Consider the following 18,379-nt stretch of genomic DNA (forward strand, 5'->3'; position numbering starts at 1 on the left):
TATTGATTCATTCATCCTGAAATTGACTCGGTAAATGCTTTGATAAATATTGTTCTAAATTTTCAATAAAAACCCGTAAATTGGCGTTATTTCGCACTGTTCGTGAATAAACCGCGTACACGTCGGCAGGCTGACTCCATTGAGGCAGTACACGGATTAATTGTTCATTTTGGAGCTCTGGTAAGACACTCCATAGAGAGCGTAATAAGATGCCTTCACCACCAATACACCACTGTTTTGCAACGTCACCATTATTCACCATCAGCTTACTATTCGGCGTTACTGTCATACTTTCTGTTTGATGTTGTAGTTTCCACTGAGAAGGTGCCTGATTGCGTTCTTTAATCGTAATACAAAAATGTTGTTTTTCTAATTCTTGAGGGTGATTTGGGCAACGATATTTTTTTAAATAAGAGGGGGCAGCACAAAGAATACGTGTGTTTTTCGCAATACGTTTCGCGATGAAATGTTCAGGAATGATGCCGCCAATACAGATATCCAAGTCAATGTTTTCACTAATTATATCAATAGAACGATCAGTTAATGTCAGATCGATACCCAATAAGGGATAGTGAGCGCGTAATGACAAAATAAACGGGTTTAGGTAGGCGCTACCAAATCCAGTGCTACAACTTACTCTTAATTCACCGCGGATCTCTTCTCGACAAGCTTTTAGTTCATTGTGCATGTCATTGAGTTCTTGTAGGAGTATTTCTCCACTTTTCAGGACAATGCGTCCTTCATGGGTTAAATTGATTGAGCGAGCCGCACGGAGAAATAAAGGGTGCCCTAGATTTTCTTCGAGTAATTTGATGCGTTTAGAGACATAAGCGGGTGAAACAAGCAGTTGTTCTGCGGCCCGTGAAAAACTCATCAACCGAGCGACGGTCACAAAAACTTTAATGTCTTCCAATGCAGGTAGCTTGTTCATAGTTTGTAAACCCAAAGATTACACTTCGACGCTATACTTTATCACAGCAACTCATAAACTGGTGATCTTACTCGCTGATAAAATCACTGTTGTGGGAGATTCGTGCCATGTCACAATTTAATATTGCGGTCATTCCTGGGGATGGAATTGGAACTGAAGTTATTCCTGAAGGATTAAAAGTATTAGAAGCGGCCGCCAGTAAGCATCAAATCTCATTTAACTTTACCCATTTCGACTGGTCTTGTGAAACCTATCATCGCACAGGGCGTATGATGCCTGAAGATGGTTTAGAGCAATTAAAAAAATTTGATGCTATTTTTCTAGGGGCTGTAGGCTTTCCGGGGGTGCCTGACCATATTTCACTTTGGGGATTGTTATTGCCTATTCGCCGCGCATTTAACCAGTACGTTAATTTACGCCCCGTACGCCTATTTGAAGGAATTCAGTCGCCTTTAGCGGGTAAAAAACCGGGTGATATCGATTTTTATGTGGTACGTGAAAACGTGGAAGGCGAATACTCCGCTATTGGGGGAATTCAATATGAAGGCACGGAAGATGAAGTCGTATCCCAGCAAAGTATTTTTACCCGTAAAGGCACTGACCGGATATTAAAATATGCCTTTGAACTGGCACAATCACGGGAGAAAAAGCATTTAAGCTCAGCGACTAAGTCAAACGGTTTGTTTCACTCCATGCCGTATTGGGATAGTCGTTTCGCTGCGATGTCAAAACACTATCCTGACGTTAAAGTCGATCAGTTTCATATTGATATTTTTGCCGCGAATTTGGTGAGGATGCCTGAATTTTATGATGTGGTGGTTGGTTCCAATTTGTTTGGGGATATTTTGTCTGACTTAGGACCTGCTTGCACTGGCACAATTGCTATTGCACCTTCAGCGAATATTAACCCTGAAAAACAGTTCCCATCAATGTTTGAGCCTGTTCATGGCTCAGCGCCGGATATTGCGGGTAAAAATATTGCTAATCCTATCGGGACGATTTGGGCCGCGGCGATGATGATGCAACATTTGGACTGCCCACACATGCACGATACCATCATGCATGCAGTGGAAACAGTGATAAAAGAGCGTCGCCATTTAACTCGAGATATGGGCGGTAGCGCGAGTACGCAACAACTCGGGCAAGCCATCGCTGAAATGATTTTAGCGAATTAGCCTTATCCTTATAATGTGGCTGAGCGTTATCGCACTATCTTGTTTACACCTGTTCACGTCAGCCTAGGGATTTGCCAACCTAGGTTGATGATGTCAGGCTTTGATTGTTTATAACCCCAAGATCTGAGAAAATAGCCGCCAATTTCGATTAACAAGACGGATTTGCTGAGCTAAGAGCCACCTATTGCCTCTCCTAATGCATGTACAAATCTGTATTCAGACAAAAAAGAACGGTTAAATGGCAGATCAGAATTTTCTACATGAAGTCAACGCGCGCAGGACATTTGCAATTATTTCTCACCCTGACGCAGGTAAAACCACCATTACTGAAAAAGTATTACTGTTTGGACAAGCTATCCAGCGTGCAGGGACGGTAAAAGGTCGTGGCTCAAACCAACACGCCAAGTCAGACTGGATGGAAATGGAAAAGCAACGTGGTATTTCGATTACAACGTCGGTGATGCAATTTCCTTATCATGATTGTTTAGTTAACTTACTGGATACGCCAGGCCATGAAGACTTCTCTGAAGATACCTACCGTACATTGACGGCGGTTGACTGCTGCTTGATGGTCATTGATTCAGGTAAAGGGGTTGAGGATAGAACACGTAAATTGATGGAAGTGACGCGTCTACGTGATACGCCTATCCTGACTTTTATGAATAAACTTGACCGTGATATTCGCGATCCAATGGAATTGATGGATGAAGTTGAAAATGAACTGAATATCGCGTGTTGTCCAATCACATGGCCTATTGGTTGCGGTAAATTATTTAAAGGCGTTTATCACCTCTTACGTGATGAAACCATCTTATATCAAACAGGTCAGGGCCATACCATCCAAGAAGTCCGTATTATTAAAGGGCTAGATAATCCTGAATTAGATAAAGTGGTCGGTGATGAGCTGGCGGCTCAATTACGTGATGAGTTAGAGCTGGTAAAAGGGGCTTCTCATGAATTTGAGCATGAGGCTTTCTTGGAGGGTGAGTTAACCCCAGTCTTCTTTGGTACTGCATTGGGTAACTTTGGTGTTGACCATATGCTTGATGGCTTAGTGCAATGGGCGCCAGCCCCTCAGCCTCGTCAAACAGATGTGCGTAAAGTTGAAGCGACCGAAGAGAAATTTACAGGTTTCGTCTTCAAAATTCAGGCTAATATGGATCCAAAACATCGTGACCGCGTGGCTTTCATGCGTATTGTTTCAGGTACTTATGAAAAAGGCATGAAGTTGCGTCAGGTACGCATTAAAAAAGATGTCGTCATTTCGGATGCATTGACCTTTATGGCGGGTGATCGTTCACATGTTGAAAACGCTTATGCAGGTGACATTATTGGTTTGCATAATCATGGAACGATTCAAATTGGTGATACTTTTACACAAGGTGAAGATCTGAAATTTACCGGTATTCCAAACTTTGCACCTGAATTATTCCGTCGTATTCGTCTGCGTGATCCATTAAAGCAAAAACAGCTGCTAAAAGGCTTAGTCCAGCTATCTGAAGAAGGTGCTGTTCAGGTTTTCCGTCCGCTAACCAATAACGATTTAATCGTTGGGGCTGTCGGTGTGTTGCAGTTTGACGTTGTTGTTGCACGCTTAAAAAGCGAATACAACGTTGAAGCTATCTATGAGGCGGTCAACGTATCAACAGCGCGTTGGGTCGAGTGTGATGATGCGAAGAAATTTGAGGAATTTAAGCGTAAGAATGAGCAAAACCTCGCACTTGATGGCGGCGATAACCTTTCTTATATCGCACCCACAATGGTAAACCTCAATCTGACCAGCGAACGCTACCCAGATGTAAAATTCCGTAAAACTCGCGAGCATTAATTTTTCCTAATCGCTCAGCCCACTACGAAAATGCCTTTTTTTGTAGTGGGTTTTCCCAAACTAAGCATCTATTTTCGAATACTCTCCTGTTTTTTTATCTAAATATTGCAGATTGCTCTGCCTTTTACGTTTATCTACTTTATTTAAAGGTGTTTTTCCCATAGTCTATAGTTATCAATTGTAATATAAGTGTCGTTAATTGATTTAATGGCTTGTCTGCCATATTTGACGATAATGCTTTTATTTCAATATTTAAAATCGCAGTAGAGTCGATAAGGAAGGTTCCGATGAAAAATTTAGCACTGTTACGTTCTTTCATTGTCATTGGATTAAGTGGTGCTCTGTTTGCATGTAGTTCATCAGCAAACTCTCCATTAAAAGAGCAGGCCTCTGAAACGTGGGATAGCGCGGTGAAAACGGCAGATATAGCAGGAAAAGACACCAGTGAAGCGATTTCTAGTGGTGTGAATAGTGCCGATAACTACATGGATGACTCCTCTATCACTGCTCAGGTCAAAAGTAAGCTACTGACAACCAGTGGCATAGACAGTAATTCTATTTCAGTGAAAACCGTCAAAGGGGTTGTTTACCTTTCTGGTTTTGTCAAATCCGCTGACCAGATTGATAAGGTTGTACAAGTCGTATCAAGGGTTAATGGTGTAAAATCGGTACAAAACGGTTTAGTCGTAGCAAATTAATGGATATATAATTGGCGTAAATCACTCAAATAGTCGTCTATTGAGTTCATTAATCCGCTAACATTATTCGCTAATAGTCGAAAACTGGATCTCTTGGTGAGGTTCAGTTTTTGTATTATTGATAAGTATAAATTGATTTAATTAGCGATAGTGCCGAAGTGTATTGCAGTATTGGGATGCAGAGAGGATCTGTCAGGAGACATATATGGGAAAACATGTATCAGTGACACTTGGCAGCATTGAACCTTTAGCTTTTTACGATGAACTCAATAAAGGTAAGACTGCCCTTATTTGTGAGGGAGGCGGTCAACGTGGTATTTTCACCGCAGGTGTATTGGATGAGTTCTTAAAAACAGGCTTTAATCCATTTGATATCATGATTGGTACTTCGGCAGGGGCGCAAAACCTTTCTGCGTATATTTGTGGTCAATATGGCTACGCTCGGCGGGTTATTACCCGTTATACAACAAGCCCACTCTTTTTTAATCCCTTACGTTTTATTCGAGGTGGTCATCTTATTGATTTAGATTGGCTGGTTGAAAGCACCTCGAAAGAGCTTCCATTACAGATCAAATCTGGGATTGAATTGATGGAAGCGGGGCGCGAATTCTATATGGGAGCCAGCCGTAGTGATGACTTTGAAGCCGAATTTTTGAAACCTAACGCTGATACATGGTTAGATATCATTCGAGCTTCTAGTGCTATTCCGGGTTTTTATCGGATGGGCGTCGAATTTGAAGGCACTCTCTATCATGATGGAGGGATTAGTGCGGCGATCCCTGTTGAAGAAGCATACCGTCGTGGCGCTGATACGATTGTGGTGATCCGTACTGTTCCTTCTCAGATGTATTTTACCCCCGAATGGGTGAAGAGAATGACGCGTTGGCTGGAGGGTGAAAAATATGGCTTACAGCGAATGGCTGCTATGCTAAAAGTTCATCTAAAAAGCTATCGCCGAACACAGGAGTTTATTGAAAACCCACCGGGAGACTTACAGATTTTTGAAATCTATCCTTCCACGCCACTAAAAAGTAGTGCATTAGGGAGCCGGTTGTCAGCGCTTAATCAGGACTATCATTTAGGGCGTCGCTGTGGGCGCTACTTTATTGCTGCATTAGGCCATTGCTTTACAATGAATAACAATGGATTAAATCGCTTTAGCTTTGAAAGTGCCGCCCATGAAGAAATACAGATTGCAGAAGATTACGCGGAAGCGATCTTTGATGCTAAACATGATGTTGAGTTAGTTGCTCAACGTAAAGCCAAAAAGGCAACGGATACGGCACAGGCGATGATGACGGGAGCCATGATGGCTGCAAACGAGGAGTCGGAGCAACCGCTGAATAAAAAAAATGACTAACCGATTTATTGATACCCATTGCCACTTTGATTTTCCACCTTTTGTTGGTGCGATTGATGAAAGCCTCTGCTTAGCGGAAAAGGCAGGGGTTACGGATATTATTATTCCGGCGGTCAGTGTTGATAATTTTGAGCGAGTTTGGCATTTAGCTCAGCGATACTCACAGCTGCATGCGGCTATTGGCTTTCATCCTCTGTACTTGAATCTCTTTCAAGAACAACATATGGAGACAATGATAGGTTATTTACAACAGAATCATGCTAAGTGTGTTGCTGTTGGCGAGATTGGTCTTGATCTCTATATGCAAGAACCGTTGTTTGATTTACAGCAGCAAGTGTTAATCGCCCAACTAAAATTAGCTAAGCAGTTTGATCTGCCGGTCATCTTACATTCGCGTAAAAGTCATGACCCGCTGGCTGCATTGTTACGTCGCTACCCTGTACCTGCATGCGGTGTTATTCATGGTTTTGCAGGCAGCCTATCACAAGCTCAAGCATTTATTAAATTAGGCTATTTCATTGGTGTTGGCGGTACCATTACTTATGAAAGAGCAAATAAAACACGTCAAGCGATCGCCAAATTACCCCTAACCTCATTGGTATTTGAAACCGATGCCCCAGATATGCCTGTGTCTGGCTTTCAAGGTGAGCCAAATCGTCCTGAGCGTATTCAACAGATTTTTCAGTCGTTATGTGAACTACGCCACGAAAGTCCCGATGAAATTGCGCAGCAACTTTACATAAATAGCCTATCATTATTTAATCTGTTCAAATAAAAGCCAGATGCATTCACTGTTTTTATGAGAGGTGGGTTTTATATGGCTAGCTTATTCCCTGCATTTTTTCACCTCATTATTCTCTCTTTTTGTGCTTTTCAGATTATGTCGATAACTAAATGTGATTTCAATCACAAGAATTGAATTTTTGTTACTTATTACACTATGTATTTGTGACGAAGATTGCGGGTTCTTGGAAGGGACTAGGTATAATCATCGCACAAAGAGTCAAGGGAACTTACCAGTTTCCTTTCTACATCAATCTAGCATTAAGTGAACAGGGATACTTCCATGCAACTCATTATGAGTCTGGTTGGGATGGCAGTACTGATTGGTATTGCCGTACTATTCTCCAGCAATCGTCGAGCGATTAAACTCCGTACTGTTGGCGGGGCTTTTCTTATACAGATCGCTATCGGTGCATTTGTACTTTATGTACCAGCAGGTCGTCGCGTATTACAAGGGATGTCAGATGGCGTTTCTAAAGTTATTAGTTACGGCCAAGATGGCATGAATTTTATTTTTGGCGGCCTTGTTTCCGACAAAATGTTTGAACTGTTTGGCGGTGGTGGATTTGTTTTCGCTTTACGTGTTCTGCCAATCATTGTGTTCTTCTCTTCATTGATCGCGGTTCTTTATTACCTCGGTATTATGCAACTAGTCATCAAAGTATTGGGTGGCGGCTTGCAAAAAGTGCTTGGTACCTCCAGAACGGAATCTTTATCTGCTACAGCGAATATCTTTGTTGGGCAGACTGAGGCACCATTAGTTGTACGTCCTTATATCTCGACCATGACCAATTCTGAATTATTTGCGGTTATGTGTGGTGGTTTGGCTTCTGTAGCAGGCTCTGTATTGGCCGGTTATGCGCAAATGGGTGTTCCAATGGAATACTTGATTGCTGCATCGTTTATGGCGGCTCCGGGAGGATTACTGTTCGCTAAATTGCTTGTACCCGAAACTGAGGAAGTGCGTGATAACGTTAATGCGACAGAGTTGGTTGCTGAAGATGAGCGCCCAGCAAACCTGATCGATGCAGCTGCTTCAGGTGCTGCTTCGGGGATGCAATTAGCCTTGAACGTAGGTGCAATGTTATTGGCATTTATCGCCTTGATCGCTCTAATTAACGGTATTTTAGGCGGTGTTGGTGGCTTGTTCCATTATCCACAACTTTCTTTGGAATTAATTCTGGGATGGGTATTTGCGCCGATAGCTTATTTGATTGGTGTGCCATGGAGTGAAGCAACAGTTGCCGGTTCGTTTATTGGTCAAAAAGTGGTTGTTAACGAATTTGTTGCCTTTATGAATTTCGGTGAATACATGAAACCGGATGCAGATGTTCTTGCGGCAGGCAAACAGGTACTTTCCGATCATACTAAAGCGATCATTTCATTTGCACTGTGTGGTTTTGCTAACTTATCTTCGGTGGCTATTTTACTTGGTGGTTTAGGTGGTATGGCACCAAATCGTCGTAGTGATGTCGCTCGTTTAGGAATGAAAGCTGTTCTGGCGGGTACGCTCTCTAACTTAATGAGTGCGACTATTGCGGGCTTCTTCTTAACACTTGCAATAATTTAATCTCTCGTTTTTTGAGGAAGGGCAAATGCCCTTTCTCTTTCATTATTTTCAGTTATATTCTTTCTTCTTTTTATTTCATACCGTCAATTTTGAACTACGCTTAATCAAGTGTATTGATGGCATTGGAAGGCTAAAAAAGACATAAAAAAGCCATTTGAGAGAATAAAACTGAGACTAAATAGCGTATAATTGCGATATTGTTCACATATTTGTATTTAACAATGTAACGTTCAGGCAATTAATGTGATTTGTAGCACACAAAATAGCCGAGTTCCATGGTCAAATAGCGATAAATTAGCTGCTATGGACTGCTAGTTCTCAGAGTGAATGTGCTCTAGGGTATTGTGCGGTGAGAAGGAATTCAGCTGCTACATTCGGGTTTTCGAGTAGCATCTTTAAGGAACCAAGCCCGCTCGCCAACAAAGAACGTGTTGTTCTGACAGAATTCACAACGTTGGAGAGTTTTTTATGACTGATTTAACTGCTGCTGCGCAACGCGCGCTGAATCTGATGGATTTAACCACCCTCAATGATGACGATACCGATGAAAAAGTGATCGCGTTGTGTCATCAAGCAAAAAGCCCAGCAGGCCAAACTGCGGCTATCTGTATCTACCCTCGTTTTATTCCTGTTGCACGTAAAGCACTGCGTGAGCAAGGTACGCCCGAAGTGCGTATCGCAACAGTCACTAACTTCCCGCATGGAAATGATGACATCGAGATAGCGTTGGCGGAAACACGTGCTGCTATTGCTTATGGTGCAGATGAAGTTGATGTGGTTTTCCCTTATCGAGCGTTGATGGCTGGTAATGAAAAAATTGGTTTTGATTTAGTGAAAGCGTGTAAAGATGCTTGCGCGGCAGCCAATGTCCTTCTGAAAGTGATTATTGAAACCGGCGAATTAAAAGATCCTGCACTGATTCGCAAAGCTTCTGAAATCTCAATTAAAGCGGGTGCGGACTTTATTAAAACCTCCACAGGTAAAGTACCGGTGAATGCCACTCTTGAAAGTGCTGAAATCATGATGCAAGTGATCCATGATATGGGCGTAGCGAAAACCGTTGGTTTTAAACCGGCGGGTGGCGTTCGTACTGCTGAAGAAGCTGCTCAATATTTAGCATTAGCAGATAGAATTTTAGGTAAAGACTGGGTCGATGCTCGCCATTTCCGTTTTGGCGCATCAAGTTTATTAGCTAATCTGTTGAATACACTTGGTTTTGAGACTAAAAAATCAAGCAGTAACTATTAATAATAGTGTGATTAAGCGATTACCTAGACTCTGTTTGAATTAAGGAGCATACCGTGTTTCTGGCACAAGAAATTATCCGTAAAAAACGTGATGGTAAAGTACTGAGTGAAGAAGAAATTCGTTTCTTTATCAATGGAGTACGAGATAATTCTGTTTCTGAAGGTCAGATAGCCGCATTGGCAATGACCATCTATTTTAATGATATGACAATGGCTGAACGTGTTGCATTAACATTGGCAATGCGTGATTCAGGCACTGTACTAAACTGGAAATCACTCAATTTAAATGGCCCTCTCGTTGATAAACATTCAACTGGCGGGGTTGGTGATGTGACCTCTTTGATGTTAGGCCCAATGGTTGCTGCGTGTGGTGGCTATGTGCCGATGATTTCGGGGCGTGGCTTGGGCCATACCGGAGGAACGCTGGATAAGCTTGAAGCGATTCCTAATTTTGATATTTTCCCAGATGATGAGCGTTTCCGTGACATTATCAAAAATGTTGGGGTTGCGATTATCGGGCAGACAAACTCACTGGCACCCGCTGATAAACGTTTTTATGCAACGCGTGATATCACCGCAACAGTTGATTCTATTCCACTGATTACCGCATCTATTTTAGGCAAAAAATTAGCTGAAGGTCTTGATGCCTTAGTGATGGACGTCAAAGTGGGGTCAGGTGCCTTTATGCCAACTTATGAAAAATCAGAGCAGTTGGCTGAGTCTATCGTACAGGTGGCTAATGGTGCGGGTTGTAAAACAACGGCTTTATTGACCGACATGAACGAAGTACTTGCTTCAAGTGCGGGTAATGCCGTTGAAGTCCGCGAAGCGGTGCAATTTTTAACCGGCGAATACCGGAACCCTCGTTTGTACGAAGTCACGATGGCGCTGTGTATTGAAATGCTTGTATCCGGATCCTTGGCTGCAAATAGAGAAGAAGCTCGCCAGAAATTGCAGGCGGTGTTGGATAATGGACAAGCCGCAGAGATTTTTGGTCGTATGGTGGCGGCTCAAAAAGGCCCAACTGATTTCGTTGAAAACTATAACAAGTATTTACCAACAGCCGTATTGCACAAAGCCGTGTATGCGGAGAAATCCGGTATTGTGACGGCAATGGACACCCGTGCGCTGGGTATGTCTGTGGTGACATTAGGTGGTGGTCGTCGTAAAGCAACTGACTCGATTGATTATAGTGTTGGTTTAAGCGATATCGCGGCACTGGGAACTTCCGTTGATAGCCAAACGCCATTAGCGATTATTCATGCAAATAGTGAAAAAGCATGGGAAGATGCAGCAAAAGAAGTACGTGCTGCTATGGTTATTGGTGATAAAAAACCAGAAGTTTCACCAATGGTTTACCGCCAAATCAGTGAATAATTGACAAATAAGTTTTATCAGTGGCACTTCCCTATAGGGAATGATGACGCAGGAGAGAAGTTATGAAACGTACATTTATTATGGTGTTGGATTCTTTTGGGATTGGTGCAGCAGGTGATGCGCACAAATTTAATGATGAAGGTTCAAACACATTAGGCCATATTGCAGATGCCTGTGCGCGTGGTGATGCAGATAAAGGCCGTAAGGGGCCGCTGCATTTGCCTAACTTAACCAAACTGGGTCTGGGTAAAGCAGCTGAAGAGTCTTGCGGTAAATTCCCAGCAGGCCTTGATCCTAATGCAGAGATCATCGGTGCTTACGCTTATGCGAGTGAAATTTCTTCAGGTAAAGATACACCATCCGGTCACTGGGAAATCGCGGGTGTGCCTGTGCTCTTTGACTGGGGGTATTTCGCAGATGAAGAAAACAGCTTCCCACAAGAGTTGTTAGATATCATTGTGAAGCGTGCTAACTTGCCTGGTTATTTAGGTAATTGCCACTCTTCAGGTACCGTGATCTTGGATAAATTGGGTGAAGAGCACATGAAAACGGGTAAACCGATTTTCTACACCTCAGCTGACTCCGTATTCCAAATCGCCTGTCATGAAGAGACTTATGGTCTAGACAAACTGTATGAGCTATGTGAAATCGCTCGTGAAGAGTTGACAAATGGCGGCTACAACATTGGTCGTGTTATCGCGCGTCCATTCATTGGCGACAAAGCAGGCAGTTTTGAGCGTACGGGTAACCGTCATGACTTAGCCGTTGAGCCACCATCACCAACGATATTGCAAAAATTAGTTGAAGAGAAACAAGGTGAAGTTGTTTCTATCGGTAAAATTGCGGATATCTATGCACATGTAGGTATCACTAAGAAGGTGAAAGCAACAGGTATTGATGCTCTGTTCGATGCCACCGTGAAAGAAATGCAACAGGCGGGTGATAAGACGATTGTGTTCACTAACTTTGTTGATTTCGACTCTGCTTATGGACACCGTCGTGATGTACCCGGTTATGCAGCAGCATTAGAACTCTTTGACCGCCGTTTACCAGAACTGATGGAATTGGTCAAAGAAGATGACATCTTGATCTTAACCGCAGACCATGGCTGTGACCCAACTTGGCATGGTACTGACCATACTCGTGAGCACATTCCCGTTCTCATTTATGGTCCGAAAGTCAAACCCGGCTTTTTAGGTCATCGCGAAACATTCGCGGATATCGGTCAAACCGTCGCTAAATATTTCGACCTCTCACCGATGGAATACGGCAAACCAATGCTGTAATTGGTTAACATAAATATAAATAAGGCAGGAAACTGCCTTATTTATTGTTGATGGTATTGGGTCATTTGCCGTAGACAGCGAGTATTATCAGTCGCTACTATTATCAGGTAATGATGTTAAACTTTTCAATTTAATGATTTATAAGGAATAATAATAATGGCAACGCCTCATATTAATGCAGAAATGGGTGATTTTGCTGACGTCGTATTGATGCCAGGAGACCCGCTGCGTGCGAAATATATCGCTGAAACTTTCCTCGAAGACGTGCGTCAGGTGAATAATGTTCGCGGTATGTTAGGCTTCACGGGCACTTACAAAGGTCGTAAGATCTCCGTGATGGGTCACGGAATGGGTATTCCTTCTTGCTCTATCTATGCGAAAGAGTTAATCACTGATTTTGGTGTCAAAGTGATTATTCGTGTTGGTTCATGTGGTGCAGTAATGGATGATGTGAAACTGCGTGATGTCGTTATCGGTATGGGTGCCTGTACTGATTCAAAAGTGAACCGTCAACGTTTTAAAGATCACGATTTCGCGGCGATTGCAGACTATGAACTGGTGCATAATGCCGTTGAAGCGGCGAAGGCGAAAAATGTCAATGTTCGTGTCGGTAACTTATTCTCTGCTGATCTGTTCTACTCGCCAGATCCCGATATGTTCAAAGTCATGGAAAAATACGGCATTTTGGGTGTTGAGATGGAAGCTGCTGGTATTTATGGTGTGGCAGCGGAATTCGGCGCGCGTGCATTAACAATCTGTACCGTTTCCGATCATATCAAAACCGGTGAGCAAACCACCTCTGCGGAGCGTCAAACAACGTTCAACGAAATGATTGAAATCGCATTGGATTCCGTTCTATTAGGCGATAAATAATCATCCAGTGATTTCTTATTGGATCATGCCACGTCTATCACGTGGCATTTTTTTGGGGAAAGAGCAAGAGAAGTGTATGACATTCAAATTGGCGTGATTACTTGCGGTTTTTATTAATTCTACTCATCATAATTGCGTCGACATACTGTCCATCGCGAAAAGCGTAATCACGCATCACACCTTCTTGCTCAAAACCAAATTTTTTATAGAGCCCCAACCCATTGTCGTTAGTCGCATAGACTTCTAATTCAATGCGATGAATATTTAACCAGTTATCACAATAGTCGACCATCACTTGCATCAGCGCAGAACCAATTCCTTTTCCTTGATGCATCTCACTGACGGTAATGCCAAAACTGGCGACATGTTTACGTCGTTGCTGACTTGGTTGATGGATGGTGAGGATCCCAACGACAGTATTATCAAGAGTCGCAACAAAATGAGTGACGAGAGGATCATTTGCAGTTAGACGAGCTTCCCATGTTTTGAGCGAAGGGTAAGGGAGCTGTAATGTATTAGCGTACGCTGAATAATCAGCATGCATTTGTGTGACGGCTGGAATATCGTCTAAGGTTGCTCTACGGATCACGATGTCATTCATAATGTTATGTCTCTTTTTTATTGGAAAACAATACCATTAATCATATAAGCCGTCAGAGAGTCAAACGGTTATATGTAAAAACTTTTGTAAGACAATGTGTTGGGTAAATAAAGGGGGAACAATCCCCCTTCAATAGCTACGGTGTCATCGTAAAGACTTTCGGGTTTTTCCCCAGATATTGGTTGGCGATACGGTTAATATCGTCAACTTGTAATTGGCGAATAATCGCTTGCTGTTGATTTAAGCGCTGATATTGTCGGTCATCAGAGGCAATTTGCGCTAATGCTTCAGTCCAATAACCTGAGCTATCGGTTATTTGGGCGTGTTCTGTGAGCCAAATATTTTTTGCTTCAGTCAGCTCTTGGCCGGTGACACCTGATTGGCGTAACTGATGAATGGTTTTTTGGGCGATTTGATTCATTTCCTCAGTACGTTCTGGGGAGGTGGTAAAATTAAGCCGCGCAAAATAGTAGGGTTGCGGTTTTTTGGCAAGCAATTGTGAGAAACCGAGAGCATAGATACCACTGGCTTTTTCGCGCAGTTCGCCGCGTAGGCGTTGACTCACAATGGTATCTAACAATTGCATGGCGAGTTGATCTTGCTGTGTCCATTGTGCAGGAGCCGCAAACTGGATGCTGACCATACTCTTATCGCTACTACTAATTGGATAGCGTTTATTAAAGCTCTCCATTTTGGGCATGATCCCTTGGTCTCGCCAAGCCAGTTTTTGATTGCTGGTGGGAATTGATGCGACCCATTGTTCCAACGATGATTTTAATTCTCGCTTATTGATGGCACCACTGATGATGAGTGTCATATCGGCAGTAGAATCCAACAGTTGGCGATTAGCCTGTTGCAGCTGGCCCGCGGTAAAATTTTTCCAGCCACCTTGTGGATCAATAACTAATAACGCGCCATTTTGATAACTTTCTTTATTAATGTTATCAAGGAAAGTACGTTCAACAGGGATTTTAGTGAGATTCAAAGCAAAAGACTGTTTTTGTTGTTCTAATTTTTCACCGCTAAACTGTGGTGAAGTCAGTTTTAGATGTAGTAATTGCAGCGCGGTGTCTAAGTTATCAATAGGTGTTTTGCCTCGAAAACCGTGGGTCAATAATTCGCTATAAGGACGAATTGAGATTTGGTTTTGTTTGGCGAGTAAGGCTAAATCGCGCGCACTGTATTCAGCATAACCACTGCTTTCAGGGAGCTTTAACGCCCAATCAGTCAACCCTGCCGTTTGAGGCGTTTCGAGAGAACGGCCACCGGGTAGCTGTAAGTTGAACTGAATATCTTCTTTAAGGTGATTATCTGCTTTAACAATGACCTTAATGCCATTGCTCAGTTGCCAGTGCTCAGTTTTAGCGACGGGGAGGTCACTTTGCTCGATGATAGAGCCTTTGGGAATTGGCGGTAGTTGCAGTGTGATGGCTTGAGAGCGTAGGGTGAATGGCCCCGGTGAACTTAGGCGAGTATTTTGCCACTGCTCACTAAAGTCCGCATGATTGACTTTCGTTGCGTCAGTATCAGGACCAATGAGCGCTAAGCGTGGTGAGGCTTCATTTAAAAAGTTCGCCACGTGCAGCTGTAAATCTTGCGGTTTAACTTTCCCAATAAGCTGGTAGCTTTTATCCAATTGTTGGCGTTTATTCCACATTGGCATGTCATATTCAAGTGCGGTGGTTAATTGACCCGCTAAATAGTCGTTGCCATAGCGCTGTTCTGAAGCGGCCTGCTGGCTAAGTTTTTTCAAGATATTTTGTCGAGCGCTATCAAGCTCCTCTTGGGTCACAGGCTCAGTTGCTAATCGCTGTAGCTCAGTAAATAAAACCTGAGTGGCCCCCAGATAATCCTCTCCTTTAGGGTGGATAATCATTAATTGTTGTAAGCGCTGGTTATCTAGCATTGAGCCTTGTTCATTGATACTAATCGCGGGTAATACGCCATTATCCACTAAAACAGAGAAACGCTGATTTAAAATGGCGAGCCATAGGCTGTCCAGTAAATCTTCGTATTGCCCTTCTCGTGTATTGAGAGGTGCGATAATGTCTTTTTGCAAAGCAAACTGGACATAACGGGCGCCTTGCTCTTTATCAAACACCGGTTGGACGAGCAGAAAATTAGCGTGAACAAATTGTTTCCACTCTGGATTATCTTGAGACAGGCTCTTTGGTTTTGGCATGGCGAAAAGCTGATTGATTTCGTCACGTACGGTGGATTGATTGAAATCGCCAATCACCAACAGGGTCATACGTTGTGGTTGATACCAAGTTGTATAATATTCTTTTGCCAGCGCGATTGGGGCTTGGCGTACGATATCCAGTGAACCGATCGGATTGCGTTCGGCGTAGCGGCTGCCGTGGTAGCGTAAATGTTCGAGACTATTATTGATGCGATAGCCCATCCCTTGACGCAAACGCCACTCTTCAATAATCACAGGGCGTTCCTTTTCAAACGCGTCTTCATCAAACGAGATATTGGAGGCCCAATCCGCCATTACCTGTAGGGCGATTGAAACTTGTGCTGGTGTGGCCTCGGGTAAAGACAACTTATACAGTGTTGAGTTGAGGCTCGTGATCGCATTGACATGACTGCCCAGTTTCAGACCCTGTTGCTCTAATTGTTTAAAACCGGTAGTGCCCGGAAAATGTTTGGTGCCTTTAAAGGCCATGTGCTCAGTAAAATGCGCAAGTCCGAGTTGTTCTTCATTCTCTTGCAAAGAACCACTTTTTACTAGCAAACGCAGTTCAACACCCGGCTGAGAGCGTTGTAATAAATAAACGTTGAGACCATTATCAAGCTGATAATGGTGTAAATCCGTTCGAACAGGTAATAAATCGTGTCCGCTGAGATTGGAAGCTGCGGGCATCCCACAACCAATGAGGCTTAGGCCAACAAATGTGATGAGTACGATGTTACGAAGCATATTCAGGGGTTCCTGTGGTTATGTTGGCGCGAGTTGGCGCTTCTTGCAGAGGAATAATCTGTTCAGCAACTTGTGACAGAAAACGTTGATGAGTGACGAGTACAATCGCGCTGTCTGGCAGCTCATGCTTAATGAGTTGAATCAGCTCAAGAGCACTGTTTTCATCAAGGGCTGAAGTTGTTTCATCCAACAGCAGTAATTTGGGGCGATTAAGTAACAAGCGTGCAAACATAAGGCGTTGCTGTTCACCACCCGATAATCGGTTGTGCCAATCGGTTTCTAAATTTAACTGATAATGCAACTTGCCTAACCCGACCTTACTGAGTACTTGCTTAAAGTCGGTTTCAGTGAATTGAGCAATATCTTGAGGGTATGCCAGTAAGCAGTCCAATCGGCTAGTAGGAAGATAAAGGCGTTGGGGGATCCACATTAGGCTGTTTGTGCGTTTAATTGTGCCAGTAAAGAAGGGCCAATGACCACTCAACGTGCGTAGCAACGTTGATTTACCAATACCGGAGCGACCTGAAATTAAGGTCAGTTCACCTTGTTTAGCGGTTAAATTAACCTGCTCAATTAAGGTGCGATTATCTGAGGTGGTCACTTTAACCGCAGCATTAAGCGCCGATTGCTCTTCGATAAGCTGAACATCTGCTGCTTTGTCATTTTCTAATAGGATCACAAAATTGTATAAACGTGATACCGTCGCTTGCCATGCCGCTATCTCTTTATAGGCAAAAATAAACCAGCCTAATGAGGTCGCCACACTGCTGAAGGCTTGGCGTAATTGCATCAAGCCACCTAACATAATTTCGCCAGCAAGAAATTTAGGTAATGCGAGTAAGACTGGAGCCAGTGCTGTCACCTGTTGATAACCAACGGTATAAAACGAAAGATTGCGTTCACAGCGGATCAATCGGTTCCAGTTACGCATAATTTCACCAAAGCGATGCATTAACTCTTTTTTATCTTGTTGTTCACCACGTTGTCCCGCGATAGCATCGCCGTGATGGCGGCAATGAATTAACGCGCTACGGTAATCCGCTTCACGGCGTTGTTTATCCATGTTTAAACGACGCAAAGGGAAGCCAATCCATTGTGTTAAGGCGATACCAATAAGCGTGTAAATAATACAAGCCCAAAACATATAACCGGGAATAGACCAATCCGTGCCCACTAAGTTGAATGAGAGGCTGCCTGATAGTGTCCAAAGAATGGTGGCAAAGGAGACCAGTGTTAACATTGAATGCAGGAAGGTGACCAGCAAATTCAGTGTCGACTCAATCAGTAAACGAATATCTTCTGCAATACGTTGATCGGGGTTATCTGGCTCTTGTGAGGTTAACCGTAGCATATAGTGTTTGCTGTTTGGAGACAGCCAGCGATTGAGAACGACCTCTGTCATGCCTTTACGCCAACGGATAATCAGCATTTGCTTGAGATAGTTCCCCATAACGACGACGAAAATTAATCCGCTGACTAACACCACAAAATATTGCAAGAGGCCATAGAGCGCCTGGCCATCAAGTTTTTGTAACGCATTATAGAAATCACCGTTCCACATGTTCATTTTGACATTGAACCAGACCGATGACAGGGTTAGCCCCAGTGAGGCGGCAAGCAGTAGCCAGCAGAAAAGGGCAGTACGCTGCCCCCAAAAAGGTTTAACTAAATAGAAAAATTGTTTCAGTGTCTTCATGACGTTCTTCGTATTGTTGTTGTAATTG

Annotated in this window: 14 protein-coding genes; 10 read left to right on the plus strand and 4 right to left on the minus strand. The window is 43.2% G+C overall.

Annotated elements, in window-relative coordinates:
- Positions 1–7: 7 nt before the first annotated feature.
- On the minus strand, positions 8–931 hold the full coding sequence (locus ACWPW6_RS03005; RefSeq protein ID WP_154622167.1) for a LysR substrate-binding domain-containing protein: 924 nt from the start codon (positions 929–931) through the stop codon (positions 8–10).
- Between the two features lie 107 nt (positions 932–1,038).
- Between ACWPW6_RS03005 and ACWPW6_RS03010 the strand changes: the two genes are divergently transcribed.
- The 10 genes from ACWPW6_RS03010 (at position 1,039) to deoD (ending at position 13,128) form a co-directional block, all read left to right on the plus strand.
- Positions 1,039–2,106 (plus strand): tartrate dehydrogenase, encoded by a 1,068-nt coding sequence (locus tag ACWPW6_RS03010; protein WP_154622166.1) that lies wholly within the window; start codon positions 1,039–1,041, stop codon positions 2,104–2,106.
- A 238-nt stretch (positions 2,107–2,344) separates the two neighbouring features.
- On the plus strand, positions 2,345–3,934 hold the full coding sequence (gene prfC / locus ACWPW6_RS03015) for a peptide chain release factor 3 (protein ID WP_249999820.1): 1,590 nt from the start codon (positions 2,345–2,347) through the stop codon (positions 3,932–3,934).
- 287 nt (positions 3,935–4,221) lie between these two features.
- Positions 4,222–4,632 (plus strand): BON domain-containing protein, encoded by a 411-nt coding sequence (locus ACWPW6_RS03020; RefSeq protein WP_154622163.1) that lies wholly within the window; start codon positions 4,222–4,224, stop codon positions 4,630–4,632.
- Positions 4,633–4,837: 205 nt separating this feature from the next.
- Entirely contained in the window at positions 4,838–5,992 is a 1,155-nt protein-coding gene (locus ACWPW6_RS03025; protein WP_154622162.1) for a patatin-like phospholipase family protein, read from the plus strand.
- On the plus strand, positions 5,985–6,767 hold the full coding sequence (locus tag ACWPW6_RS03030) for a TatD family hydrolase (RefSeq protein ID WP_163860670.1): 783 nt from the start codon (positions 5,985–5,987) through the stop codon (positions 6,765–6,767). The genes ACWPW6_RS03025 and ACWPW6_RS03030 overlap by 8 nt, the downstream gene beginning before the upstream one ends.
- Before the next feature lie 303 nt (positions 6,768–7,070).
- Entirely contained in the window at positions 7,071–8,345 is a 1,275-nt protein-coding gene (locus tag ACWPW6_RS03035; RefSeq protein WP_195848137.1) for a NupC/NupG family nucleoside CNT transporter, read from the plus strand.
- Between the two features lie 468 nt (positions 8,346–8,813).
- Complete coding sequence (deoC, locus tag ACWPW6_RS03040; protein WP_154622159.1) at positions 8,814–9,593, plus strand: deoxyribose-phosphate aldolase; 780 nt, start codon at positions 8,814–8,816, stop codon at positions 9,591–9,593.
- Between the two features lie 53 nt (positions 9,594–9,646).
- Positions 9,647–10,969 carry a thymidine phosphorylase gene (gene deoA / locus ACWPW6_RS03045; protein WP_247046971.1) on the plus strand — a complete coding sequence of 441 codons (1,323 nt, stop codon included), beginning with the start codon at positions 9,647–9,649 and terminating at the stop codon, positions 10,967–10,969.
- A gap of 62 nt (positions 10,970–11,031) precedes the next feature.
- Positions 11,032–12,255, plus strand: coding sequence for a phosphopentomutase (deoB, locus tag ACWPW6_RS03050; RefSeq protein ID WP_154622158.1), 1,224 nt, complete (start codon positions 11,032–11,034; stop codon positions 12,253–12,255).
- Between the two features lie 156 nt (positions 12,256–12,411).
- Entirely contained in the window at positions 12,412–13,128 is a 717-nt protein-coding gene (deoD, locus tag ACWPW6_RS03055; RefSeq protein ID WP_004926652.1) for a purine-nucleoside phosphorylase, read from the plus strand.
- A 97-nt stretch (positions 13,129–13,225) separates the two neighbouring features.
- Here the strand turns inward: deoD and ACWPW6_RS03060 are convergent, their stop codons facing one another.
- The 3 genes from ACWPW6_RS03060 to ACWPW6_RS03070 all read right to left on the minus strand — a co-directional run bounded on the left by ACWPW6_RS03060 (position 13,226) and on the right by ACWPW6_RS03070 (position 18,351).
- Positions 13,226–13,729 carry a GNAT family N-acetyltransferase gene (locus ACWPW6_RS03060; RefSeq protein WP_154622157.1) on the minus strand — a complete coding sequence of 168 codons (504 nt, stop codon included), beginning with the start codon at positions 13,727–13,729 and terminating at the stop codon, positions 13,226–13,228.
- 136 nt (positions 13,730–13,865) lie between these two features.
- The gene (locus tag ACWPW6_RS03065) at positions 13,866–16,655 is read right to left on the minus strand and encodes a M16 family metallopeptidase (protein WP_249999822.1); all 2,790 of its coding nucleotides are present in this window, start codon (positions 16,653–16,655) and stop codon (positions 13,866–13,868) included.
- A complete protein-coding gene (locus ACWPW6_RS03070) occupies positions 16,645–18,351 on the minus strand; it encodes an ABC transporter ATP-binding protein/permease (protein WP_249999825.1) in 1,707 nt (568 codons plus the stop codon). Before ACWPW6_RS03070 ends, ACWPW6_RS03065 begins: the two co-directional genes overlap by 11 nt.
- Positions 18,352–18,379 lie beyond the last annotated feature (28 nt).

It is taken from the genome of Providencia sp. Marseille-Q8014, from assembly GCF_965112055.1.

Excerpts from the sequence above, each read along its gene's own strand:
- ACWPW6_RS03060 (WP_154622157.1), bottom strand. The coding sequence starts at position 13,729 with ATGAATGACATCGTGATCCGTAGAGCAACCTTAGACGATATTCCAGCC.
- ACWPW6_RS03065 (WP_249999822.1), bottom strand. The coding sequence starts at position 16,655 with ATGCTTCGTAACATCGTACTCATCACATTTGTTGGCCTAAGCCTCATT.
- ACWPW6_RS03020 (WP_154622163.1), top strand. The coding sequence starts at position 4,222 with ATGAAAAATTTAGCACTGTTACGTTCTTTCATTGTCATTGGATTAAGT.
- ACWPW6_RS03070 (WP_249999825.1), bottom strand. The coding sequence starts at position 18,351 with ATGAAGACACTGAAACAATTTTTCTATTTAGTTAAACCTTTTTGGGGG.
- deoD (WP_004926652.1), top strand. The coding sequence starts at position 12,412 with ATGGCAACGCCTCATATTAATGCAGAAATGGGTGATTTTGCTGACGTC.
- ACWPW6_RS03010 (WP_154622166.1), top strand. The coding sequence starts at position 1,039 with ATGTCACAATTTAATATTGCGGTCATTCCTGGGGATGGAATTGGAACT.
- deoB (WP_154622158.1), top strand. The coding sequence starts at position 11,032 with ATGAAACGTACATTTATTATGGTGTTGGATTCTTTTGGGATTGGTGCA.
- ACWPW6_RS03005 (WP_154622167.1), bottom strand. The coding sequence starts at position 931 with ATGAACAAGCTACCTGCATTGGAAGACATTAAAGTTTTTGTGACCGTC.
- ACWPW6_RS03030 (WP_163860670.1), top strand. The coding sequence starts at position 5,985 with ATGACTAACCGATTTATTGATACCCATTGCCACTTTGATTTTCCACCT.
- ACWPW6_RS03025 (WP_154622162.1), top strand. The coding sequence starts at position 4,838 with ATGGGAAAACATGTATCAGTGACACTTGGCAGCATTGAACCTTTAGCT.
- prfC (WP_249999820.1), top strand. The coding sequence starts at position 2,345 with ATGGCAGATCAGAATTTTCTACATGAAGTCAACGCGCGCAGGACATTT.
- deoC (WP_154622159.1), top strand. The coding sequence starts at position 8,814 with ATGACTGATTTAACTGCTGCTGCGCAACGCGCGCTGAATCTGATGGAT.
- ACWPW6_RS03035 (WP_195848137.1), top strand. The coding sequence starts at position 7,071 with ATGAGTCTGGTTGGGATGGCAGTACTGATTGGTATTGCCGTACTATTC.